At 59.0% G+C, this 23,663-nt stretch carries 22 protein-coding genes; 17 read left to right on the forward strand and 5 right to left on the reverse strand.

Translation table 11 applies throughout. From position 1 onward, the window contains the following. Nucleotides 1-98 precede the first annotated feature (98 nt). Together JJ917_08675 and JJ917_08680 are read left to right on the forward strand one after the other, a co-directional pair. Entirely contained in the window at nt 99-1,409 is a 1,311-nt protein-coding gene (locus tag JJ917_08675; protein ID MBO6698890.1) for a hypothetical protein, read from the forward strand. 2 nt (nt 1,410-1,411) lie between these two features. Continuing rightward, nucleotides 1,412-2,224 (forward strand): hypothetical protein, encoded by an 813-nt coding sequence (locus JJ917_08680; protein ID MBO6698891.1) that lies wholly within the window; start codon nt 1,412-1,414, stop codon nt 2,222-2,224. A 10-nt stretch (nt 2,225-2,234) separates the two neighbouring features. Here the strand turns inward: JJ917_08680 and fghA are convergent, their stop codons facing one another. Continuing rightward, nucleotides 2,235-3,077, reverse strand: coding sequence for an S-formylglutathione hydrolase (gene fghA, locus JJ917_08685; protein MBO6698892.1), 843 nt, complete (start codon nt 3,075-3,077; stop codon nt 2,235-2,237). Beyond that, nucleotides 3,077-4,186 carry an S-(hydroxymethyl)glutathione dehydrogenase/class III alcohol dehydrogenase gene (locus JJ917_08690; GenBank protein ID MBO6698893.1) on the reverse strand — a complete coding sequence of 370 codons (1,110 nt, stop codon included), beginning with the start codon at nt 4,184-4,186 and terminating at the stop codon, nt 3,077-3,079. Before JJ917_08690 ends, fghA begins: the two co-directional genes overlap by 1 nt. A gap of 193 nt (nt 4,187-4,379) precedes the next feature. On the opposite strand from JJ917_08690, the gene JJ917_08695 reads away from it, so the two are divergent. The 4 genes from JJ917_08695 to JJ917_08710 all read left to right on the forward strand — a co-directional run bounded on the left by JJ917_08695 (nt 4,380) and on the right by JJ917_08710 (nt 8,162). Further along, nucleotides 4,380-5,408, forward strand: a complete 1,029-nt coding sequence (locus JJ917_08695) for a LacI family DNA-binding transcriptional regulator (GenBank protein MBO6698894.1) — start codon at nt 4,380-4,382, stop codon at nt 5,406-5,408. 68 nt (nt 5,409-5,476) lie between these two features. Further along, nucleotides 5,477-6,535 carry a sugar phosphate isomerase/epimerase gene (locus tag JJ917_08700; protein ID MBO6698895.1) on the forward strand — a complete coding sequence of 353 codons (1,059 nt, stop codon included), beginning with the start codon at nt 5,477-5,479 and terminating at the stop codon, nt 6,533-6,535. 3 nt (nt 6,536-6,538) lie between these two features. Continuing rightward, entirely contained in the window at nt 6,539-7,714 is a 1,176-nt protein-coding gene (locus JJ917_08705; protein MBO6698896.1) for a Gfo/Idh/MocA family oxidoreductase, read from the forward strand. Nucleotides 7,715-7,754: 40 nt separating this feature from the next. After that, nucleotides 7,755-8,162 carry a hypothetical protein gene (locus JJ917_08710; GenBank protein ID MBO6698897.1) on the forward strand — a complete coding sequence of 136 codons (408 nt, stop codon included), beginning with the start codon at nt 7,755-7,757 and terminating at the stop codon, nt 8,160-8,162. Nucleotides 8,163-8,175: 13 nt separating this feature from the next. Here the strand turns inward: JJ917_08710 and JJ917_08715 are convergent, their stop codons facing one another. Further along, entirely contained in the window at nt 8,176-8,790 is a 615-nt protein-coding gene (locus JJ917_08715) for a TetR/AcrR family transcriptional regulator (protein ID MBO6698898.1), read from the reverse strand. A 187-nt stretch (nt 8,791-8,977) separates the two neighbouring features. Between JJ917_08715 and JJ917_08720 the strand changes: the two genes are divergently transcribed. From JJ917_08720 to xylB, 11 genes are all read left to right on the forward strand, one after another. After that, the gene (locus tag JJ917_08720) at nt 8,978-9,922 is read left to right on the forward strand and encodes a homocysteine S-methyltransferase family protein (GenBank protein ID MBO6698899.1); all 945 of its coding nucleotides are present in this window, start codon (nt 8,978-8,980) and stop codon (nt 9,920-9,922) included. A gap of 75 nt (nt 9,923-9,997) precedes the next feature. Further along, the gene (locus tag JJ917_08725) at nt 9,998-10,591 is read left to right on the forward strand and encodes a GNAT family N-acetyltransferase (protein ID MBO6698900.1); all 594 of its coding nucleotides are present in this window, start codon (nt 9,998-10,000) and stop codon (nt 10,589-10,591) included. Nucleotides 10,592-10,754: 163 nt separating this feature from the next. Next, nucleotides 10,755-12,092: a carbohydrate ABC transporter substrate-binding protein gene (locus JJ917_08730; protein MBO6698901.1), complete on the forward strand. Its 1,338-nt coding sequence runs from the start codon at nt 10,755-10,757 to the stop codon at nt 12,090-12,092. Between the two features lie 152 nt (nt 12,093-12,244). After that, nucleotides 12,245-13,192, forward strand: coding sequence for a sugar ABC transporter permease (locus JJ917_08735; GenBank protein MBO6698902.1), 948 nt, complete (start codon nt 12,245-12,247; stop codon nt 13,190-13,192). Then, nucleotides 13,189-14,124: a carbohydrate ABC transporter permease gene (locus tag JJ917_08740; GenBank protein MBO6698903.1), complete on the forward strand. Its 936-nt coding sequence runs from the start codon at nt 13,189-13,191 to the stop codon at nt 14,122-14,124. The genes JJ917_08735 and JJ917_08740 overlap by 4 nt, the downstream gene beginning before the upstream one ends. Continuing rightward, entirely contained in the window at nt 14,121-14,309 is a 189-nt protein-coding gene (locus tag JJ917_08745) for a hypothetical protein (GenBank protein MBO6698904.1), read from the forward strand. The genes JJ917_08740 and JJ917_08745 overlap by 4 nt, the downstream gene beginning before the upstream one ends. A 5-nt stretch (nt 14,310-14,314) precedes the next feature. Then, entirely contained in the window at nt 14,315-14,734 is a 420-nt protein-coding gene (locus JJ917_08750; protein MBO6698905.1) for a DUF1801 domain-containing protein, read from the forward strand. Further along, nucleotides 14,727-15,836, forward strand: coding sequence for an ABC transporter ATP-binding protein (locus JJ917_08755; GenBank protein MBO6698906.1), 1,110 nt, complete (start codon nt 14,727-14,729; stop codon nt 15,834-15,836). Before JJ917_08750 ends, JJ917_08755 begins: the two co-directional genes overlap by 8 nt. Next, nucleotides 15,829-16,836 carry an ABC transporter ATP-binding protein gene (locus JJ917_08760; protein ID MBO6698907.1) on the forward strand — a complete coding sequence of 336 codons (1,008 nt, stop codon included), beginning with the start codon at nt 15,829-15,831 and terminating at the stop codon, nt 16,834-16,836. Before JJ917_08755 ends, JJ917_08760 begins: the two co-directional genes overlap by 8 nt. A gap of 18 nt (nt 16,837-16,854) precedes the next feature. Then, nucleotides 16,855-18,489, forward strand: coding sequence for a dihydroxyacetone kinase subunit DhaK (locus JJ917_08765; GenBank protein ID MBO6698908.1), 1,635 nt, complete (start codon nt 16,855-16,857; stop codon nt 18,487-18,489). A 5-nt stretch (nt 18,490-18,494) separates the two neighbouring features. Beyond that, nucleotides 18,495-19,934, forward strand: coding sequence for a xylulokinase (xylB, locus tag JJ917_08770; GenBank protein MBO6698909.1), 1,440 nt, complete (start codon nt 18,495-18,497; stop codon nt 19,932-19,934). A 119-nt stretch (nt 19,935-20,053) separates the two neighbouring features. Here the strand turns inward: xylB and JJ917_08775 are convergent, their stop codons facing one another. Together JJ917_08775 and iolG are read right to left on the reverse strand one after the other, a co-directional pair. Next, entirely contained in the window at nt 20,054-22,420 is a 2,367-nt protein-coding gene (locus JJ917_08775; GenBank protein MBO6698910.1) for a nitrate- and nitrite sensing domain-containing protein, read from the reverse strand. Nucleotides 22,421-22,672: 252 nt separating this feature from the next. Beyond that, nucleotides 22,673-23,662, reverse strand: coding sequence for an inositol 2-dehydrogenase (gene iolG / locus JJ917_08780; GenBank protein MBO6698911.1), 990 nt, complete (start codon nt 23,660-23,662; stop codon nt 22,673-22,675). Nucleotide 23,663: the final 1 nt, after the last annotated feature.

The raw sequence follows: 23,663 nt of genomic DNA on the forward strand, positions 1-23,663 counted from the left end.
CGTTTTCTAAACACCGGCCCACTTCCTGCCAGGTCCGACTTTCGCCATAGTGCAGCGTCAGGCACACGCTCGACGCAGACCAATTGGCGGAGTTCGGCATGGCCGAGGCACTCAGACGCGGCGTAAGTCGCCTAGAAACAACGACGAAACTGACTTTGGCGATCCTCGCCTTGGCCAGCGGCGTCTACACCTATCTGGGTGTACGCGGGTTGCTGCAAGGCATCGGACCTGTGGTGTTTTTCGGCGCGCTGATCTACTCGACTGCTGTTTCCATCGGCATCTACGCCTTCTGGTCTTACCTCATCCAATTCGTGCCGCACGTGAAGCACGGCACCGAAAAACGCACCATGCTGATTGCCATGGTGCTTGGCTCGCTGATGATTGTGGCCATGTCATCTTGGCTCAACGCTGCGGCGCTGGCTGGCGGCGCTGCTATCGAACAGCATCTGGCGAACACCACTGAAGAGTATCAATCCAGGCTCTCCGAGGCCCACAACAATGCGCTCGCCGCCCAGGGGTTGTTGCCGGACATTGAGCTTGCCAGTGAACGGTTCCGGCGTCTTGCGCAGGAAGAACGCGCGACAGGATCACTGACGGGTACTTCCGGCTCTGGAACGGTTGTGCAACTCCTCAATCAGATGTCAGGGCAGTTGGAGGGTCTCGCGGCTGAAGTGCGAGCTGCGCGCGTGGAAAGCGATGCCCTCTTTGAGCAGGGCGGCAGCTATCTTGGAGACATGCGCCGGATCGTCTCGGCCGCCGGCCCGATCGAGCCTCGGGCCATCGCTTATGCAGAAGAGGCTGTCTCACTGGCAGGTGTGATTGCAGCGCTTTCCGAAACCTCCATCGCCCCGGCTGTGAAACGCGCGGCGGAAGACCTATCGGCTGCCTTTGTTGCGCCGGAAGTCGATGGCGGAACCGCCGATCTTGCCTCACGGCAAACGACCATCGTTTCGCGAGTGGAGTCGGCCATTGAGGTGCAATCGAACGCGCTGGCCAGCGCCGCCGATGCGATTTTGGCGCGCGATGAGGTGGTTCCCGTTCGCTTTGTGCCGCTCTCCACGCCGGAAGCCGTGCTGCTCTATGCCGAAGACTTTTTGCCGTCCTGGGCCGGCGCCATTTCCATCGATCTGCTGCCAGCGGTGTTGATCCTGATCCTCGCCGGCGTGCATTCAGCCATCCGCCGCGAGGAAGGCGCGGAGATGGACGCCCATCACGTGACGGTGCACGAGATGAACCAGGCGTTGAAACTCTACAACGCGATGCAACCGCCGCAGCCCGTTCAGGCCTCGCCTCCCGCATCCGACCCAGAGCCGGACGCCGAGCAGGAGCGCGATAAGGAGCGGGACATCGATCAACCTGGCGTGACGCCTTTGCCCACCGCCATGCCGACGATCAAACGGGACCGCTGAGTGTGGCCGATGAGACGCTGAACGATAGCAAGTTCGCCACCAGCGACCTTGTCCTTGGGATTCTCTTCGCGGCCCTCGTGCTTGGGTCGGCGGCAGCACTCGCTTATGATTTCCGCTCTCTGCTTGGCGAGCAGCGTGCCCTTGAAACGGGCAACCCGTTTGGCAATCCAGGACGGGTGGATTATGGCCCGCGACGGACGCCCGGTAATGATGATCAAGTGCGCCGCTACGATCCGCGTTCCGCACCGGCGCGCCGCTCCGATCAGCAGGTTGCCTTGCCGGGCTTTGACGGCGATCCGGACGATGCGATTTCCGCGTCCATCACCTTTCATATGGGCGAGAATGGTGCGGCTAGCGCAGTTGGGCGCATCGATCCAGGCAGCTATGTGGCGTTTGAAGAATTCATCGACGCGAGCCCAGAAATTGACGCCCTCACCTTCCATTCACCCGGCGGCAGCGTGCGTGATGCAATTGCTATGGCTGAACTTTTACGCGAGCGCGAGATCGACACAGCCGTGGCCCGTCACGGCTACTGCGCGTCGTCCTGCCCGCTGGCCTTTTCAGGCGGCGTAGAGCGTGACTTGCCCGACCCGGTTTGGTTTGGCGTGCACCAAGTGTTCACGTCCGACGCAGAAATCGGCACGTTGCAAGACGGCATGGCCGGCGCGCAGCATATCTCATCAGAAGCGCAGCAATTGCTAGTCGACATGGGCGTTGATCCGCGCGCTTGGATCCATGCGATGGCGACGCCGAAAGAGCAGCTTTACCTGTTCAGCCAGGAGGAACTGGCTGACCTCAACTGGGTGACCAACTAGGGTTGAGACCCTAAGCCTTAAGCGCCATCGCGTGGTGGGCCAGGTGTTCACCGATGAAGCTGGCGACGAAATAGTAGGAATGGTCGTAGCCCTCGCGCATGCGGATGGTGACCTCCTGGCCAGCTTCAGTGCACGCATCGCCAAATAGCTGCGGACGCAATTGCTCCTCAAGGAAATCATCGGCTGCACCCTGATCGATCAGTATATGCGCCTTGGTGGGCGACTGTTTCACCAGTTCACAGGCGTCGTGCTTGGCCCATTGCGCGATGTCGCTTCCAAGGTAGGCGGTGAAGGCCTTCTGCCCCCACGGCACCTGCGTCGGCGCGACGATGGGCGAGAAGGCACTGACGCTGACGTAAGAGTCAGGATATTTGAGATGCAATGTCAACGCGCCGTGTCCACCCATGGAATGGCCAGTGACGCCCTGGCGGCTCATATCGGCATTCTGAAACCGCTCGGTGATCAGAGCTGGCAGTTCCTTGGTGACGTAAGTCCCCATCTGGAAGTGCTGCGCCCAAGGGTCCTGAGTCGCATCTATGTAGAAGCCAGCCCCTTGTCCCAGATCGTAGCCCTCATCATCGGCAACGCCCTCACCGCGCGGCGAGGTGTCGGGGAAGATGACCATGATCCCATGCTCCGCAGCGTAACGCTGGATACCGGACTTTTCGTTGGCGTTGGCCCAGGTGCAGGTCAGCCCAGAGAGATACCAGAGCACCGGGACCGGTCCATTGGCTGCTTGCGGCGGCGAATAGACAGCAAAGCGCATGGTGCAGTCGCAAGCCTCAGACTCATGATCGAAAACCTCGACATTGCCACCAAAGGACGCGAAGGATTGGACTGGCTGAAGGGCCATCAATACAGCACCACCGACCTGATCGACTCACCGGCATGCATCAGATCAAAGCCCTTGTTGATGTCATCCAGCGGCATGGTGTGGGTGATCAGGCTGTCGATATCGATGCGCCCTTCCATGTACATGTCGACGATCTTTGGCACGTCGGTGCGCCCTCTCGCCCCGCCAAAAGCTGATCCGCGCCACACACGACCCGTGACCAGCTGGAAGGGCCGGGTGGAAATTTCTGCACCCGCTGGCGCCACACCAATGATGATGCTTTCGCCCCAGCCCTTATGGCAGCACTCCAATGCGACGCGCATGACCTCGGTGTTACCGATGCACTCAAACGAATAATCCGCGCCGCCGCCCGTTAACTCGACCAGATGACCAGTCAAATCACCGGAAACTTCCTTGGGGTTCACATAGTGGGTCATGCCGAACTGTGCGGCGATGGCACGCTTGGCGGGGTTGGTGTCCACACCGACTATTTGGCGCGCACCGATTAGCTTCAGCCCCTGGATCACATTGAGACCGATACCGCCCAGGCCAAAAACCACAGCCGTCGAATTGGGTTCCACCTTGGCGGTGAACATCACCGCGCCGACACCGGTGGTCACGCCGCAGCCAATGTAGCAAATCTTGTCGAACGGCGCGTCTTTGCGAACCTTGGCGAGCGAAATTTCCGGGAGCACCGAATAGTTAGAGAAGGTGGAGCAGCCCATGTAGTGGAGCAGCTTTTCGCCCTTGTAGCTGAAGCGGCTGGTGCCATCAGGCATCACGCCTTGGCCCTGGGTCGCACGAATTTTCTGGCAGAGGTTTGTCTTGCCATTCAAGCAATAGTCGCACTCCCGGCACTCAGGCGTGTAGAGTGGGATCACATGATCGCCGACCTCAACAGAGGTAACGCCCGGGCCAGTTTCGACGACAACACCGGCGCCCTCATGACCCAGGATGGCAGGGAAAGCGCCTTCCGGATCGGCACCGGACAGCGTGAACTCATCAGTGTGGCATATACCGGTGGCCTTAATCTCCACTAGCACTTCGCCGGCTTTCGGACCTTCCAGATCGACCTCGACCACTTCCAGCGGTTTGCCGGCGTCAAAGGCGACAGCTGCGCGTGTTTTCATGGTTCACTCCCCCGAATTGTTTTCTTTAGAGCTACAGACAGGTAACCAGGTTCGCAAGCATCGGCGAAGTTCCGTAGAACACACAAAGCGAGCGCGCGGCTTTTCCTTCGAATTCTGATTGACGTACCTCAGAAAGCCAGCCTACCTTTTCGCTGCTGAAGAGATGCACTGACAAAGGCACGCAAGGCAGGGGATGGGAAAACCCACAGTTCATGACATCGCCGAGGAAGCGGGGGTAAGCCTGGCGACGGTCGATCGCGTGCTCAATGAGCGGCCAGGCGTTCGCTCGCTAACGGCGCAGCGCGTTCACAAGGCCATCGACAAGCTTGGGTATGTGCGCGATGTACACGCGGCCAATCTCGCACGCGGCCGTCATTACCGCTTCGCGTTTGTTCTACCAGAGGGCCAAAGCCAGTTTCTCAGAGCGCTGCGCGACGCCATCGTCGAGGCCGGCGCAGGCCTGCGTTTGGATCGCGCCGAGTTGCAGACCTATGAAGTGCCGCTCAACGACTCGGTTGCCATGATCCGTGCGCTGGAAGACTTGCAAGCCCAGCAGATTGACGGCCTGGCGATCATGGCCAATGAAACGCCGGTTGTGCGCGACATGATTGCGCATATGAAGGAAAGCGGCATCGCGGTTGTGACCTTGGTGTCCGATCAGCCGAACGCTGAGCGTGATCATTTTGTCGGCATCGACAATGTCGCCGCCGGACGAACCGCTGGCGTTTTGATGGGCCGGTTCTTGGGTGGCCGGTCGGGCAAGATCATCGTCGTCGTCAACACAACCCATGCCCGCGATATGGTCCAACGCCGGCTCGGGTTCGACGCGGTCATGCGCGAGCAGTTTCCCAAGCTCGATGCCCTGCCATCCTTGGAGGGCCATGATGAGCCGGAGCGCACGTCATCAGCGATCGAACGGGCCTTAGCGGGCCATGAGGATGTGATTGGGCTTTATTGCGCGGGTGCAGGGACACGCGGCGTAACGCGCGTGATCGCCAAGCACGGCCTTGCGGAGACGCTGGTGGTGATTGGCCACGAGTTAACGAGCCATTCAGAACAGGCGCTGCGCGACGGCCTGTTGGACGTGGTGATCACCCAGAACGTCGGCCACCTTGTGCGCAGCGCCACGCGGGTTTTGCGGGCCAAATGCGATGGCCGGGAGATTATCGCGAGCCAGGAACGCATTCGTATCGAGATCGTGCTGCGGGAAAACCTGCCCTAGGCACCACAGACCACCGTTGAGACGCGACAGAAGCGCCAACCCAATCCATCACTCGGGAGACCAATCGCATGAAAACCATCAAAGGCCCGGCACTGTTCTTGGCGCAGTTTGCCGGTGACGACGCACCGTTCAACTCGCTCGACGCCATCACGAAATGGACCGCCGGTTGCGGTTACCTCGGCGTCCAAATGCCGAGCTGGGACGGGCGCCTGTTCGACTTGGACAAAGCGGCGGAAAGCGAAGGTTATTGTCAAGAGGTGCTCGGCAAGGCCGCTGAAAATGGCGTGACGATCACAGAGCTTTCCACCCATCTTCAGGGTCAATTGGTGGCGGTGCATCCGGCCTATGATGCTGCTTTTGATGGCTTTGCCGATCCAAGCGTGCGCGGAAATCCGCAAGCCCGGCAAGAATGGGCGGTGGACCAGGTGATGAAGGCCATCACAGCCTCAAAGAATATGGGCATCGGCGCGCATGCGACCTTCTCTGGCGCACTTGCCTGGCCCTACATTTATCCGTGGCCGCAGCGCCCCGCCGGACTGGTGGAAGCTGCATTTGATGAACTCGCCAAGCGTTGGCGCCCTATCCTTGATCACGCGGAGGATTGCGGGGTGGATGTTTGCTACGAGATTCATCCAGGCGAGGATCTGCACGACGGCATTTCTTACGAGATGTTCCTGGAGCGAGTCGGCAACCACGCCCGCGCCAACATGCTCTACGATCCCTCGCACTACGTGCTGCAGCACCTGGATTATCTGGACAATATCGACATCTACCACGAGCGGATCAAAATGTTCCACGTGAAGGATGCCGAGCTGAACCCAACCGGGCGCCAGGGCGTTTATGGCGGATATCAAAGCTGGGTGGATCGCGCTGGGCGCTTCCGCTCGCTGGGCGATGGCCAGGTGGATTTCAAACAGGTTTTTTCCAAACTCACCCAGTACGATTTTGACGGCTGGGCCGTGGTGGAATGGGAGTGCGCGATGAAGCACCCGGAAGACGGCGCGCGCGAGGGTGCGCAGTTCGTCAAAGACCACATCATCAGCGTGACGGAGCGAGCCTTCGACGATTTTGCCGACGGTGGAACGGACGATGCCGCGAACCGCGCGATGCTCGGATTGGGAGACTAATCGATGGCGATTGAAGGTAAGTCAGAACAGAATGCCGGGCGCATTCGCCTCGGTATGGTCGGCGGTGGTCGCGATGCGTTCATTGGCGGCGTACACCGCATCGCCAGCCGCATCGATGATCGCTTCGAGTTGGTGGCAGGTGCCTTTTCATCGACACCGGAGAAATCCAAAGCCTCGGGCGCCGACCTCGGTCTGGACCCAGCACGTGTCTATGATGATTTCACCGCGATGGCCAAGCGCGAGGCACGGCTGAAGGATGGCATCGACGCGGTAGCCATCGTCACCCCTAATCACATGCACTATCCGGTGGCGCGCGAGTTCTTGAAACGCGGCATCCATGTGATCTGCGACAAGCCACTGACGGCCACGCTGAGTGAGGCCAAAAAGATGGTCGCGGCAGCGGAAAAATCCGATGCGGTGTTCGTGCTGACGCACAATTACACGGGCTACCCCATGGTGCGGCAGGCCCGCGAAATGGTCGCCGCTGGAGAACTCGGCACGCTTCGTGTTGTGCAGGCCGAATATCCTCAGGATTGGCTGACCGAACCGTTGGAACAGACCGGCATGAAACAGGCAGCCTGGCGCACCGACCCTGCCCAGTCAGGCGCTGGCGGTTGTATCGGCGATATTGGCACCCACGCGTTCAACCTTGCCTCGTTCGTCTCCGGCTTAGAGTTGGACGAGCTCTGCGCCGACCTTACCAGCTTCGTCGATGGCCGCCGGGTGGATGACAACGCCAATGTGATGCTGCGCTTTAAGGGCGGTGCCCGCGGCATGCTTTGGTCGAGCCAGGTGGCACCGGGCAATGAAAACGCGCTGAAGTTGCGCGTCTATGGCGAGAAGGGCGGGTTGGAATGGCATCAGGAAGAGCCGAACACGCTGTGGTTCTCCCCCTTCGGCCAACCACCGCAAAAGATCACGCGTGGTGGGGCAGGCTCTGGCGAGGCGGCGGCTCGCGCCACCCGTGTTCCGCCAGGCCATCCGGAAGGCTATCTGGAAGGCTTTGCGACCATCTATTCGGAAGCAGCCGAAGCCATTCGCGCCGCGCAAGTTGGCAAGTCCGCGCCGTCTGACGTGCTCTATCCAACCGTTCAAGATGGGCTGATCGGAGTCGCCTTTGTGGATGCTTGCGTGCGTTCGTCGTCGCGCAACGGTGCATGGGTTGGCTTGAACATGTGATAGGCTGTGCGTGGCGGGCACAGAAGGAAGGAATGGGTAGATGACCAGTTTCTACCGACCAACGGCACTCACCCTGCTCGCCATGCTGGTCGCGGGAGCACCACCAGCATCAGCAACGGCCACACTAGCCTGTATTGGCGTCGACGATACGCAGGTGCACGTCACGCTGACACTGGGCAGCGTTCCCGTCTTGGCTGTTGTCAACGGCACCATCGAAACGCCGTCGGGCACCTATGCGATGCTGCCTGAAGCAGAGCATACCGAAATCATTGTTGGTCAAGCCTTCGGTACGCCTGACGGGCTTTCAGTCGATTTCGCTGATCCGAATGTTCAAGAGATCCTGGTAACGCTGCGCACGATGCAGGCCTATCGCGACAGGCAAGCTGCCCATGTCGGAATTCTCATCATCGAAGATCGCGACGTGCATGCGGTGACCTGCGAGAGCTAATCACCCGCAAAGATCACGCTTTGGGCGAGAACAGCAGCTTCAAGTAAGAGCGTAGCAACATGATCTGCTCAGAGGCGCTGTTGTGTTCTCGCAAAGCGCGCTGCAGCACCAGACCTCCCTCAACAACGCTGGAGACCATGTCGCCAAGCGCGTCCATGTTGACCGAGTCGCGCGGCTCATAAACGGCAGCGATCTCCTCGAACATGGCGCGAAAGCGGCGGCGCCAGCCCAGGATGGCCTCGCGGTTCAAATCCTGCACGCCTTTATCAAACAAGCGGTCCTGATAGGCCGTCGCTGCAATAACGCAGCCAGGATGCCCTTCAGGCATATCGGCAAGCATCTCCGCCAGCATTTTCAGACCAATCAGCATGGAATGCAGCGGATCATCGTTCAGCTCCGCCGCGCGCGCAAAGATGTCGTCATAGAGCGCGTTCTCAGCGTCGATGTAGCGCTCCAGCATGGCACGGGCGAGCGCGTTCTTATCCTTAAAATGGTAGAAGAAGCCGCTGCGGGAGATCTCAGCGCCCGCCACGATCTCTTCGATCGAGGTCGCCTCAAAGCCCTTTTCCAGCACAGAGGCTTCGGCAATGTCGAGAATTTTCGAGCGGGTGTTGGTTTTCTCGGTCATCGGCTTTTTCCCAACTGTACCGTGAGTGCAGTCATTCCGGCCAGCGGAGTGATCCGTCTAGCAGCGACCCATCTAGGCCGTTGAATGCATTGCAAAAAAACCATCGCACCAACCGAACCACGCGGCCACTATCGTCCGATGGGTACTGCAATCTACTCCTTGCGGCAATCATTGAAGGAGTATTGCCATGCGAACCGAACACCTCACAAACACCCAACGCTTCTATCTTGCCGATGGTGGCTTGGAGACATTCATGATCTTCGACAAAGGTCATGACCTACCCTGCTTTTCCGCTGCCGCCTTGCTCGATAGCGATACCGGACGCCGCGATCTGGCGGCTTATTACGAAACCTATATCGGCCTGGCACGCGCATCAGGCCGTGGCTTTGTTATCGATGCCCCAACATGGCGCGCCGGCGTTGCCTGGGCTGAACCGCTTGGCTTGTCGGTTGAAGACACTTTGGCGATCAACAAAGGTGCGGTCGCTTTTGTCTCCGCCATCCGAGACCAGCATGAAAGTGACACACTGCCTATCGTGCTCAACGGTTTGGTGGGTCCAGCCGGTGATGCTTATGCGCCTGGTACGCTGCTCAGCGAGCGTGAAGCTTTCGAAATCCACGCGCCGCAGATCCATGCGCTTGGTAAGGCTGGTGTGGATATGATCAGCGCGATGACGCTCACCCACGCCGAAGAGGCCGTCGGCATCGCCCGCGCCGCCAAAGAAATTGATCTGCCGGTTGTCCTTGCCTTCACGCTGGAAACCGACGGTCGCCTGCCATCCGGCCAAGCCCTCAAGGACGCAATTGCCCAGGTGGACACCGCCACCGGGTCAGCGCCGCTCTACTACATGATCAACTGTGCTCATCCAGACCATTTCCGCGATGTGCTCGATGACAGCGCGGCTTGGACATTTCGTATTGGCGGCATCCGCTGCAACGCCTCACGAATGAGCCATGCTGAGCTGGACGAGGCTGAAGAGCTGGATGATGGGAACCCTGTTGAACTCGGCGATCTGAGCATGGAGCTTCTTACACTGCTACCGAACATTCGCGTTGTGGGTGGCTGTTGTGGCACCGATCATCGCCATGTCGGCTGCATGGCCCATCACCATGACGTTCGATCTGCGGCATAGCCTTTGATCGCGCAATGCCTGGGCAGTGTTTCTGCCCAGGCCCCGCCTCCCCCTTTAAGACTTCGAGCAAATACATTGTCCCCATCACCCATTATTCGCCCCGCCAAACCATCCGACGCACCGAGCCTTGCCAAGCTGATCGACATCGCTGGCGAGGGCATCCCTCGCTGGCTCTGGAGCCAATCCTGCGCCGATGGGCAAGACCCGCTGGACGTTGGCGCCGAGCGCGCGCGCCGCACCGAAGGTGGATTTTCCTATCGCAACGCGGTTGTCGCAGAGCGTGACGGTCGCCCGATCGGCATGGTGCTCAGCTATGCTATCGACGCGGCACCTGACGACGATCCCGATGACCTGCCTGCACCCATCGCGCCCTTTGTGGAGCTAGAAGCCCAATCGGTTGGCACCTGGTATATCAACGCGCTGGCTGTTTTTGCCGGGGCTCGCGGAGCTGGCGTCGGATCCTCGCTCATGCAGGCCGCGGAGGAGCTCGCCCAAGCAGCGGGCTACCGGTCGATGAGCGTTCAGGTTTATTCGCAGAACGCCGGCGCCCTGAGACTTTATGAGAAGCTTGGCTACCGTGAGCACGCGCGGGCGCGCGTGCGCGAACATCCTTGCCAACCCTACTATGATGAGGACGTCGTGCTTCTTCTCAAGCCATTGTCGATCTAAGGAAAACCGCCAGTTATCCGGTCAAAGGTCTCCCTCCGATTCCTTTTTGAGGTACGCACCTCATTTTTTGCTTGCTTTGAGGTGCGTACCTCATTTAGGTTCTGATCAATTCTCAAGAAACGCCGCAAAAGGCGGCAGAGGATCAAACGGGAGGAACTTTCCTATGAAATCACTGAAACTGATGGCCGCCACCGCGCTGACGGGCGTGATCGGTCTTACCGGCGCTGTCGGCCTGCCCGCCACAGCGGCGCAAGCTGAAGAGCTAACCCTGTGTTGGGCCGCCTGGGATCCGGCCAACGCTCTGGTTGAACTCTCCAAACAGTTTGAAGAAGAATCCGGCCACACCATGAACTTTGAGTTCGTGCCGTGGCCCAACTTTGCCGACCGCATGCTCAACGAACTCAATTCCGGGGGTCAGCTCTGCGATTTGCTGATCGGCGACAGCCAATGGATCGGCGGCGGCGCGGAGAACGGTCACTATGTGCGCCTGAACGACTTTTTCGACAATGAAGGCATCTCGATGGACGATTTCGCGCCAGCGACCGTCTATGCCTATTCCACCTGGCCGAAAGGCTCCGAGAACTACTACGCCTTGCCCGCCATGGGTGACGCCAATGGCTGGTTCTACCGACGCGACTGGTTTGAGCGGGAAGATATTCGCGCTGCCTACATGGCTGAAACCGGCCAGGAACTGCGTGAACCACAGACCCAGCGCGAACTTCTTCAGATCGCTCAATTCTTCCAAGAGCGCCAGATTGACGGTCAGACGCGTTATGGCGCGGCCATCTTCACCGAGCGCGGATCGGAAGGCATCACGATGGGTGCCACTGGCGCTCTCTACGCCTGGGGCTTTCAGTATGAGCGCGAGCCGGGCTCCTACGATATGCAAGGCGTGGTGAATTCGGCAGCTGCCGTGGAAGCGCTGGAGTTCTATAAAGAGCTTTATGAAACCGCGACGCCTCCTGGCTACACCGACAGCTATATGGGTGAGTCGCTGGATGCCTTTAAATCCGGGCAGGTCGCCATGGCGATGAACTGGTTTGCCTTCTTCCCCGGCCTTTATGCAGACCCGGAAGTTGGCGGCGACACGATCGACTTCTTCGTCAACCCGCCACAAGAAGTTGAAGCCTCCACCCTTGGCGGCCAGGGCATCTCTGTTGTCTCCTATTCCGACAAGCAGGATGCGGCGCTGGAATACATTGCCTGGTTCGCGCAACCCAGCGTCCAAGCGCAGTGGTGGGAGCTTGGTGGCTACTCGGCGCACAATTCGGTGCTGAATGACCCAGGCTTTGTCGACAGCGCGCCATTTGCTGGGGACTTCCTGGAAGCGATGGCCGGTGTTCAGGACTTCTGGCAAGAGCCCGCTTATGCCGAGCTGCTGCTCGCCATGCAGAAGCGCCTGCATGATTACATCGTGGCCGATCAGGGCACGGCGCAAGAGGCGCTTGACCTGCTGGTCGAAGACTGGACCGAAGTCTTCGAAGACGAGGGCTTGCTCTAGGCATCCTCCCTGCGAGGCAAATCCTCGCGAAAACCTTGGGTCGCCCGGACAATTTCTGGGCGACCTCTTTGAAAGGCTTGTCGGGCGAGCTGGCTGAGGTCTAGCCTCCACCATCATGCCATCAAAAGCCGAACGTCTAAGGAAATCGACCGGTGTCAGAGAACACGATAGAGCGCGCTGCTAGAGCGACGCCGCCCTCCGTTGCGCGCAAAATCCGGGGGCTCAGCGATCGTGCGATCGCCTGGATTTTCGTCGGGCCGTCGATCTTCCTGCTGCTGGCGATCAACATCTTTCCCCTGATCTGGACGATCAATCTTTCGTTCACGAATTTTCGCGCCAACCGACCCAATCGCGAGGTCGAGTATATCGGCTTGCGCAACTATGAGCGCATCCTGACCGATAGCGACATCTGGCTGACGATGCAGGCCACGGCGCATTTCCTGTTCTGGACCATCGCGCTGCAAGTGGTGATCGGCTTCACGCTCGCTTACCTGATCAACAAGAAGTTCAAGGGCAACGATCTTTGGACCACCATCATCGTGCTGCCGATGATGCTTTCGCCTGCCGTGGTTGGTAACTTCTGGACCTTTCTTTACCAACCGCAGATCGGGCTGTTCAACTACGTCATCTCGTTCTTCACCGGCGTTGATCCGTCCTCTTTCCAGATGATCGGGGACGTCAATCTTGCCCCCTGGTCTATTGTCATCGTCGACACCTGGATGTGGACGCCGTTCGTGATGCTGATTTGCCTCGCCGGGCTTCGAAGCATCCCCGACTACATCTATGAGGCGGCCGAAATTGATCGAGCGTCCAAGTGGCGGCAATTCTGGACGATCACCGTGCCGATGGTGCTGCCTTTCCTGATGCTGGCGGTGCTCTTCCGCGGCATCGAGAATTTCAAGATGTTTGATCTGGTGGTGCAGCTCACCGGTGGCGGACCAGGCTCGGTGACCGAACTCACCTCGATCAATCTGAAGCGCGAAGCGTTTGAGAAATGGCGCACCGGCTACGCGTCGGCATACGCGATCATTCTCTTCGTCACCGTGTTTGGCCTCGCCTCGATCTATGTGAAGGCGCTCAACAAGGTGAAAGAACGATGAGCTTTTCCATCACCGAACCGTCCAAGCGCCAAAAATGGTTCGCCGGCACGTTGGTCATTCTCTACGCGGTGATCACGATGATCCCGCTGGCTTGGATCTTCATCACCGGGTTCAAGTCACCGGCCGATGCGATTTCCTATCCGCCGCAGGTGATCTTTGAGCCAACGCTGGAAGGCTATGTGAACCTCTTCACCCAGCGCACGCGGCAGACGCAAGAGTTCCTAGACGCCAATCCACCAGAGGAATGGTACGATGAGATCGTGCGCCAATACGACATGGTCATCGTCGGGCCATCGAAGTTTGGCGAGCGGTTTTTGAACTCCGTCATCATCGGATTTGGCTCAACTTTCCTATCGGTTTTCCTAGGAACATTGGCGGCCTACGCCTTCAGCCGTTTTCGCATACCGTTGGCCGATGATCTGCTCTTCTTCATTCTTTCAACGCGCATGATGCCGCCGATTGCGGTCGCGATCCCGATCTTCCTGATGTACCGCGAACTTGGCCTCTCGGACACGCATCTCGGCATGATCCTGCTCTATACGGCGGTGAACATTTCGCTGGCCGTTTGGCTGCTGAAAGGCTTTATCGACGAGATACCGCGTGAGTACGAAGAGGCCGCGCTGATCGACGGCTACACTCGCTTTCAAGCCTTCTACAAGATCGTGCTGCCGCAGGCTACCACCGGCATCGCCTCCACGGCCATCTTCTGCCTGATCTTTGCGTGGAACGAGTACGCGTTCGCTGTGCTGCTCACCTCCGGCACCGCGCAAACCGCGCCACCCTTCATCCCCACCATCATCGGTGTAGGCGGGCTCGATTGGCCGGCGGTGGCCGCAGGCGCAACACTGTTCCTTCTGCCGGTGATGATCTTCACCGTGATGCTGCGCAAGCACTTGCTAAGGGGCATCACGTTTGGGGCCGTACGCAAATGACCAAGTTCTTCTCCGGCCTTTTTGGTCTTCGTCGTGGCGCTTGGGAGATGGTCGCCACGATTCTCATCGCCACCGGTGTGCTGATGCTCATGCAGCCGTTTGTCATTGAGCTCTACACCTACTCGTTCATCGTCACGCTTGTGGGCACGGTGATGTTCATCATCGTCAGCCATTTCCGGGAATAGCGGGCATGGCCAAGATACCGCGAACCATGCCAACCGAAGTCGCCGACGCGATCAACGCGATGCCCGAACCTTCGCGAACCCGCGTTCTGCAACTGCGTGACTTGGTGCTTGCCGAAGCCGCGGCGCGTGGCATTGCACCTTTGGAAGAGACACTCAAATGGGGCCAACCCTCCTATCTACCCGGTCGAGCCGGCACGACTATCCGCCTTGGCGCTGATGAAACAACCGGCGGCGCCAAACTGTTCGTGCATTGCCAAACAACCCTTGTCGATGATTGGCGCAGCCGCTTTGGCAACCGCCTTGCCTATGAAGGAAACCGAGCCGTTTTGATCGACCCTGAAGGCCCATTGCCAACCGAAGAGCTCTCCCTCTGCATCGGCGCGGCGCTCACCTATCACAGCAGCAAGCGAGCGCAGCATGGCTGAGATCATCATCAAGAATCTGCGCAAAGAGTTCGGTGATTTCACCGCCGTGCAGTCGTCCACCTTCAAGATCGAGGATGGTGAGTTCTTCATGCTGCTTGGGCCATCGGGCTGCGGAAAGACCACCACGCTACGCATGATCGCAGGGCTGGAATTGCCGACCTCTGGCGAGATTTACATCGATGGCGAAGAGGTCAGCCAAAAACCTGCCAGCCAGCGCGACATTGCCATGGTGTTCCAGATGTTTGCGCTCTACCCCCACATGAATGTGCGCAAGAACATCTCCTACCCGCTTGTATCGCAAGGCATGCCACGCACCCAGGTGAAGGAGAAAGTGGCCGAAGTCGCCAAAATCCTCGGCATTGAAGACATTTTGAACCGTCCCGTTGGTGGCCTCTCAGGGGGTGACCGTCAGCGCGTTGCCCTCGGCCGCGCCATCGTGCGCGATCCCAAAGCCTTCATGATGGATGAGCCTCTGGGTGCGCTGGATGCTGAATTCCGCGAACATATGGCCGAAGAACTGCGCGCTCTGCACGACCGCATGGGCGCGACCACGGTTTATGTGACCCATGATCAACTGGAAGCCATGCAGATGGGCGACAAGATCGTTGTCATGAACCATGGCGTGATCGAGCAGTTCGGCACACCGCAGGATATCTACGACAAGCCGGCCACCATGTTTGTGGCCAACTTTATCGGCTCGCCGCCGATGAACTTTTTGAAAGGTCATGGCACGCTGGATGTCGGCGCAACAGCGGTAAACCTGCACCATCATTCCATCCTCATCCCCGAGATGCGCGAGCCTTTCGATGGCGACATCACCGTGGGCGTGCGGCCAGAGCATGTACGGATTTCAGATGAAGGTTCCTATCGCGGGGAAATTCTTGCGACCGAATATCTTGGCACGACGCAGATCGTGACCCTGGCAACCGATGCCGGTGAGCTGAAGGCGCGTATTGGATCGGAGCGCCGCGCGACGGTTGGGCACTCTGTTGGCCTGGCCTTCAACGCCTCCACCTTGACGCTGTTCAACAGCCAAACCGGCAACGCCCTGCGCTCCAATCTCAACATTGGCGTCCTTGGTATGGGAGGCGCTCATGGCTGAGGTATCGCTCACTGGCATCAGCAAAACCTATGGATCAACGAAGGCTGTCGATAACATCACCATGGACATCCCCGATGGGGCCTTTGTGGTGCTGCTTGGACCGACGGGTGCGGGTAAAACCACCACACTTCGGCTTATTTCCGGGCTGGAAAAGCCAGACGCTGGCGACATCCATATTGGTGGTCATTCGGTGACCGGTCTCACACCCGCGCAGCGTGACGTCGCGATGGTGTTTCAGCAGTATTCGCTCTACCCACACATGACGGTGCGGGACAATCTGGCCTTTCCACTGCGCTCGCCAATCCTCAAAACGCCGGAAGATCAGATCGCCAAGAAAGTGGCCGACGTGGCCGAGGTGCTGCAAATCCCGCACAAGCTGGACAACAAAGCCACCGCGCTTTCCGGCGGTGAGATGCAGCGCGTGTCCATTGGTCGGGCACTGGTGCGTGATCCATCCATTTATCTGATGGACGAGCCGCTTTCTTCGCTCGATGCCAAGCTGCGTACCGATCTGCGCGTAGAACTGAAGCGCATTCAAGCAAGCCTTGGCGCGACGCTGCTTTATGTGACCCACGATCAGATCGAAGCCATGACCATGGCCACGCATGTGGGCGTGTTGGATGAAGGCAGGCTCGTGCAGTTTGGTAGCCCACGCGAGATTTATGAGAACTCGGTCAGCCAATATGTCGCCGGTCGCCTTGGCCTGCCGCGTATCAATTTGTTGCCGGCTGATCTTTTCGCAGGCGCCCCCGAAGGTGCTGCCACTATCGGCATGCGCCCTGAACATATTCAGCAAGGTGCTGAGGGCGCTTTTGGCAAGCCCGCCAAAGTGGTGCGCGTAGAGCATCTGGGCGACCAGACACGGCTGCACCTCACCATGGAGGGCCACGACATCATCACACTCACTGACGTGCACACCTCGCTGGAAACTGGCGATACGCTCGCCGTGCAACCACGCAAAGCCCTCTACTTCGCTGCCGATGGCACCCGCTTGGCCTAGGCCTAAGGAGACGACCCCATGAAACAGTTCATCAACACCAAAGAGACGCTGGTCACCGAGGCCATTGATGGCCTGCTGCGCACGGCCAATGGCAAGCTGGCGCGGCTGGATGGCTATCCGCACATCAAGGTCGTGGTGCGCACCGACTGGGACAGGTCCAAGGTTGCCTTGGTCTCCGGCGGCGGCTCCGGTCATGAACCGAGCCATGCAGGTTTTGTTGGACAGGGCATGCTGACCGCGGCGGTGTGCGGCGATATCTTCGCTTCGCCCTCCGTGGACGCCGTGCTGGCGGGGATCCTGGCGGTCACTGGCCCCGCGGGTTGCCTGCTGATTGTGAAAAACTATACCGGCGACCGCCTGAACTTCGGTCTGGCTGCCGAGCGCGCTCGCGCCTTGGGGCACAAGGTCTCCATGGTTGTGGTCGATGACGATGTCGCCTTGCCCGACCTGCCACAGGCGCGCGGCGTGGCTGGCACGCTGTTCGTGCACAAAATCGCGGGTGCACTGGCCGATCAAGGCGCTGACCTAGAAACAGTGACCAAGGCTGCGGCAGGCGTGATCTCGCACGTCGTTTCCATCGGCATGTCGCTGGACACTTGCACCATTCCTGGCTCTCCCAAGGAGGCGCGGATCGAGATTGGCAAAGCCGAGCTTGGCCTAGGCATTCATGGTGAGGCCGGCATTGAGCAGGTGGATTATTCCGGCGCACGCGACGCCATGGCGATGGTGGTCGATAAGCTTGCGCCCAATATTGGTGACGGACCGCATGTCGCATTGCTCAACAATCTTGGCGGCGCAACGCCTTTGGAAATGGCGGTGCTCGCCGAGGAGCTGGCTCGCTCGTCGATCGGGGATCAAATTACCTGGATGGTCGGCCCGGCACCGCTGATGACCTCGCTGGACATGCAAGGATTTTCGGTCTCGCTTCTGCCGATCAGCAGCACCGAACAAACGGCCTTGCTGGCACCGGTGGCGCCTCGCGCCTGGCCGGGTTGCCTACCCGTCGCGGCGGAAGCTGTGCTGCCGCTGCCCGATGGATTAGCACCCATCCAGCCAACGCCATCGGCCCATGCCCGCACCGAGGACTTTTTGAACCGCTGCTGCACCATATTGATTGCGGCGGAAAGCGATCTGAATTCGCTGGATGCCAAATCAGGTGATGGCGACACGGGGTCAACATTGGCCACCGCCTCTCGCGCGCTGATCGATGCCATGCCACGCCTGCCACTGGCCGATACGACCCAGCTCTATCGCGCCATCGGGCAGGAACTGAGCCAAACGATGGGCGGTTCATCGGGGGTGCTGCTCGCCATCTTTTTTGCCGCCGCCGGCGATGCCTCGGCCAATGGGGCAAACACCATCGATGCCTTGAAAGCCGGTCTCGACCGCATCCAGCAGGTTGGCGGCGCAGGACCTGGCGATCGCACCATGATCGATGCACTGCAGCCGGCGCTTGATGCGCTTCCAGATGGCTTGCAGGCCGCAGCATCGGCCGCGCGCACGGGAGCCGATGGCACCGCGCAGATGACAAAGGCAAAAGCCGGTCGCGCCACTTACATCTCTGAGGAAAAACTCGCCGGGCACAATGATCCAGGTGCCGAAGCGGTGGCACGTCTGCTAGAACAGATTGGAGCATCCAAAGAGGCAGCCTGACACACATGTATATCGGTCTTGATCTTGGAACCTCGGGCCTGAAAGCCGTTGTCATTGACGATGACCAGCGGCTGGTCGCCTCCGCCAAGGCGGACCTTCAGGTTTCGCGCCCCTATTCTGGATGGTCGGAACAGGATCCGGCGAGTTGGATTACGGCCTGTGAAGCCGTGCTGGGTGAGCTACGCGGTGCTGTTGAAATGAAAGCGGTGCGCGGCATCGGGCTTTCCGGCCAGATGCATGGCGCTACAGCACTGGATGCCGCTGATAAGGTTCTCTGGCCAAGCATTCTTTGGAATGACACGCGCTCAGCTGATGAAGCTGCCGCGATGGATGCCGACCCCGATTTCCGGTCACTCTCCGGCAATATCGTTTTTCCAGGGTTCACCGCACCCAAAGTGGAGTGGCTGCGCAAGCACTACCCAGATATCTTCGGGAAAATAGCGAAAGTATTGCTGCCCAAAGACTATCTGCGCCTTTGGCTCACGGGCTCTTACGCGTCCGACATGTCCGACGCCGCGGGCACCAGCTGGCTCGATACAGCCAAGCGGGACTGGTCGGATACACTGCTCTCCAAGTGCCATCTTTCTCGCGACCAGATGCCAATGCTGGTCGAAGGCTCAGCGACATCCGGCGAACTGCGCGATGAGTTGGTCCAGCGCTTTGGTTTTTCCAAAGGTGTCGTGGTGGCTGGCGGCGGTGGCGACAACGCCGCTTCTGCGATTGGTGTGGGCGTGGTGAAGGCCGGTGAAGCGTTCGTCTCGCTTGGCACATCGGGCGTGCTTTTTGCTTCCAATGACAGCTACCGACCCGATCCCGACACCGCCGTGCACACGTTCTGCCACGCCGTTCCAGACACCTGGCACCAGATGGGTGTGATCCTTGCGGCCACCGATGCACTGGCCTGGTACGCAGGGTTGGTGGGCGATGATCCGGCCAGCCTCACCAGTGCACTCGGCAACCTTCAGGCGCCGGGCAAAGCACTCTTCCTGCCTTATCTCGGTGGTGAGCGTACGCCGCTCAACGATGCAGCGATTCGCGGTGCGTTTCTTGGACTGGAACATGCTACCGACCGACACGCCGCAACCCGCGCCGTTCTTGAGGGCGTGACGTTTGCATTGAAGGACTGCCAGGAGGCACTGGCTTCCACAGGCACCAAACTTGATAGCGTAATTGCGGTGGGGGGCGGCAGCGCGTCGGATTATTGGCTTGCCGCCATCGCAACCGCGCTTGGTGTGCGCATCGATGTCCCTGCCGATGGCGATCTCGGCGGTGCGTTTGGGGCCGCGCGGCTAGGCCTTATGGCCGCCACAGGTGCAGGCGCAGAGATCGCTGCCCAGCCGGCGATGGCGCGGTCAATCGAACCAGATGCAAATCTCACCGACGCTTTTGCAGATGGGTATGCCCGTTACGTCGCGGGCCGCACCATCGTCGGATCCTTCCAATAAGCGGCTTGTTCAGCGATAGCAGCGCGGTTCCACTTGATGCTGGTTGGGCGACCTGCCCGATCGCGTAGCGATTGACGAGCCGGCGGGTCCCGCCGACTCGTATCTTTCATGAGCTGCAACTATGCCGCCTGTTTATCGGCCTCAGTCTCCGTGTCAAAGCCCTGACCGATGAGGAAGGTTGGGTCGTTGATTGGCTCGTCAAACTCCAAGCCAATGCCATCGTCCTCGTTGCGGCGAACCATGCCGACCATGGTCCGGCCATCGGCCATTTCCACGCTCACTTGATCACCGACATTCACGCCATCGACCAGGCCAACCTTAGCCCCGGTCTTGCTGGCGTCGAGCAGACGTGTACGGCGGCGGCGACCAGCCGTACAGATGATCACGACCTCTGACATCTTCACGCGAAGCGCGCCGCGACGCTCTTCCACGTCCTTGGAAACCTCCGTCAGGAAGCTTTCAACCTGTGTCATCAAGCCTTCTGACTGCTCAGTGAGGACGTCCGCCGTCGAGTTGACAACGTTGGCTTCATTGGCGGTTTCTTCGATCGACTTGCTGACCGAAGCCACCTTGTCGGCGGCCGTTCCTGTGCCGCTAGACGCTGCACCAATGGAGTTGGCGATTTCCTGAGTCGCTGCCTCCTGCTCTTCCACTGCACTGGCAATGGCTGTGGTGAGTTCACGGATCTCATCGACCGAGTCAGTGATCGCCTGAATGGATTCCACAGTTCCAGTGGTCGAGGTTTGGATGCCCGCAATTTGCTGGCCAATTTCCTCGGTCGCCTTGGCGGTCTGTGTTGCCAGTTCCTTCACTTCGGAGGCGACAACGGCAAAACCCTTGCCCGCCTCGCCGGCTCGCGCAGCCTCAATGGTCGCGTTGAGCGCCAGAAGATTGGTTTGTTCGGCGATATCGCTGATGAGGCCAATGACGGTGCCGATACGGTCGGCAGACTGCGATAGCTGACCAACGTCTTCGTTTGTTGCAGCAGCACGTTGCGCCGCCCCTTCCATAAGCGTGCTCACCCGATCGGTTTGACCAGCAATCTCTCGAATGGACGCGCTGAGCTCTTCGGTCGCCGCGGCCACGGTTTGCACATTGGACGAAGCCCCATTGGTGGCAGAGTGGGCACCTTGCGCCTCGTCCGCCGCGCTTTCCGCAACGCTGAGCAATCGGGCAGCCAGAGCGCGCATTTCGCTTGTCTGACCGGAGACTTGCTCAGTCGATTCAGCGATCTTATCGCGGAAACCCATAACGATCGTTTCGATATGACTCTGCCGATAGCGCTCTTGGTCTCGCTCGGCCTGAGCTTTCTGCTCCAGATGCAGGCGATCAACCGCGTTCTCGCGAAAGACCTCCACAGCTTTGGCCATCTCACCGATCTCATCGGAGCGCCATGCATCTTCCACCACGATGTTGAAATTGTTGGTCGCAAGGACCCTCATCGTGGATGCCAGCTTACGGATTGGCGGCGCGATGGACTTGGCCACAAAGAAGGACACCAGCCCAGTCAAGGCGATCAAACCAGCGAGCATCGCTGCCAACATCCAAAAACCGCGCTGCGCATAGGCGACATTGGCCGTGGCCATCTGGTTGATGCCGGCAACGACCTGGTCTTCAACTGCCTTCAACGCATCGATGCGCCGCGTGCTGGCAGCAAACCAGTCCGGTCCCGACACAATGGAGATGTTGCCGCCAAACGGCGCGGATGCCGCCAAAGCGCGCAACGCATCGACCTCTTCAGCGCTCGGGCCAGCCATTTGCTCTTCAAAGAAGGCAACGTCGTCGGCATGACCGTAGAGGCGGAAGGTGTCGAAATAGACATCTTGCATGGCACCAAGGCGGGTGAAATTGCGGTAGATGGGCTGAGAAAACTCGCCAGCGCCAAAACCAGCAGCGCCCATTGCTCGCTCGATCCCGGCGCGTTCCTTGCCTTCGAGCAAGGCCACATAGCCAAGGATTGGACGAAGCATCTCACCGTCTTCAATCACAGTCGCCATGCTCTCAATGACGTAGAGAAGATCGGCGATGAGCGGCGAATAGTAACCGGCCATCTCAGCGACGGTCAGGTCCAGCGCGTCAATGCTCGCCCGACGCTCACGCAAACTGGCGAGCGCCGATTGTGCGCTTTGAAGTGGCTCGGAGATGGCTTCCAACTTTGTGGCCGACTCCAACTGCGCGAACGCCGCTTCAAATCCAGCCATTTGCTGGTCGGTTAACGCGCGCTGATCATCGATCGTGTCGGCGAACGCCTGTCCGCCAGATCCGATGAACCCGGCCGACATGCCGCGCTCTTTCTGCAACTCATGCACAAGATTGGAGACGTTTGGCGCAAGTTCCGCCACGCCCTGCACGGTAGACGATACCGAAATGTAGTTGCGTTCATTGATCAGTTTGGCAGCCCCAAGACCCATAAGGGCTAGCAGTGGGATCAAACACAAAATCAGAATTCGGACATAGATAGTCACATTGAGCATCATGCGAGCCATCGGTACTCTCCCTTACGTGATGAGTTACCAATCGGCGAAATCTCTTAAGACAATACTATTAAAACGCGAACATACGCTTTAATGCACGTCAAAAAGGAATTGATTGTTTCCTTGAAAGATAGATTAACGAGAATTCACGTCAACTTACCTTGCGTAAACCTATAGTATTTTGTTTAGTTTGCTAAGTTATTCCGTCCAACGTCCTGAACTGACTGTTAGGTCAAGATTAGTTCCGCCGGTCATCAGTTTCCGTTAACTGACGTCCACAGCTTGGCCGGTTTCCAGCGACCTCTGGGCGGCATCCGCCAGTATCTGGGCGCGCAATCCATCATGGATTGATGGCGATGGCATCGCGCCGTTACTGACGCTTGCCACGAAATGCTCCATCTCGCGGGCATAGGCGCGGGCGTAGCGTTCCAGGAAGAAATGCTGGGTTGGCGCGCCTTGGAACCCGTCGCCATTGGCAAGCACAACGGAGTGCTCGTGCTGGTTCTCGCCTTTGAGCAGGCCTTTGGATCCATGCACTTCCACGCGCTGATCATAACCATAGGTGGCGCGACGGGAGTTGGAAATCTGGCAGATGCGACCTGATGCTGTTTGCAGAGCAACGGCGGCGGTATCGACATCGCCGGCCTGTCCGATTGCCGGATCGACAAGGCTTGATCCAACCGCATGCACCCGCACCGGCTCTTCGGCCAAAAGAAACCGCGCCATGTCAAAGTCGTGGATCATCATGTCGCGAAACAGACCGCCGGATTGTTGGATGTAGCTGACGGGTGGAGGCGAGGGATCGCGCGAGAGGATCGTCACTAGCTCGATATCGCCCACAATTCCTTGACGAAGCTGGCTTTCAAGATGAGCAAAGCTTGGATCGAACCGGCGGTTGAAGGCAGTCATAAACGGCACACCGGCAGCTTCCACGGCTTCTATGCACTGACGTGTGCGCTGCGTGGAAAGATCAATTGGCTTCTCGCAAAAGATCGCTTTGCCAGCCCCCGCCGCCTGATGGACCAGATCAAAATGGGTGGTGGTTGGTGTGCAGATCGCCACCGCATCCACGTCGCTTGATACGATCAATTCCTCCGATGTCATCACCGGCACATCATATTTGGTGCCCAACGCACTGGCAGCAGCGGGCATCGCATCACTGACGGCGGCAAGCTTTGCGCCTTCAACACGTGCAAGCGTAAGGGCGTGTACCTGGCCGATACGCCCGCAGCCCAAAAGTCCGATACGCAGCATG

The organism is Hyphomicrobiales bacterium (genome assembly GCA_017642935.1).
Classification (GTDB): Bacteria; Pseudomonadota; Alphaproteobacteria; order Rhizobiales; family MH13; genus MH13.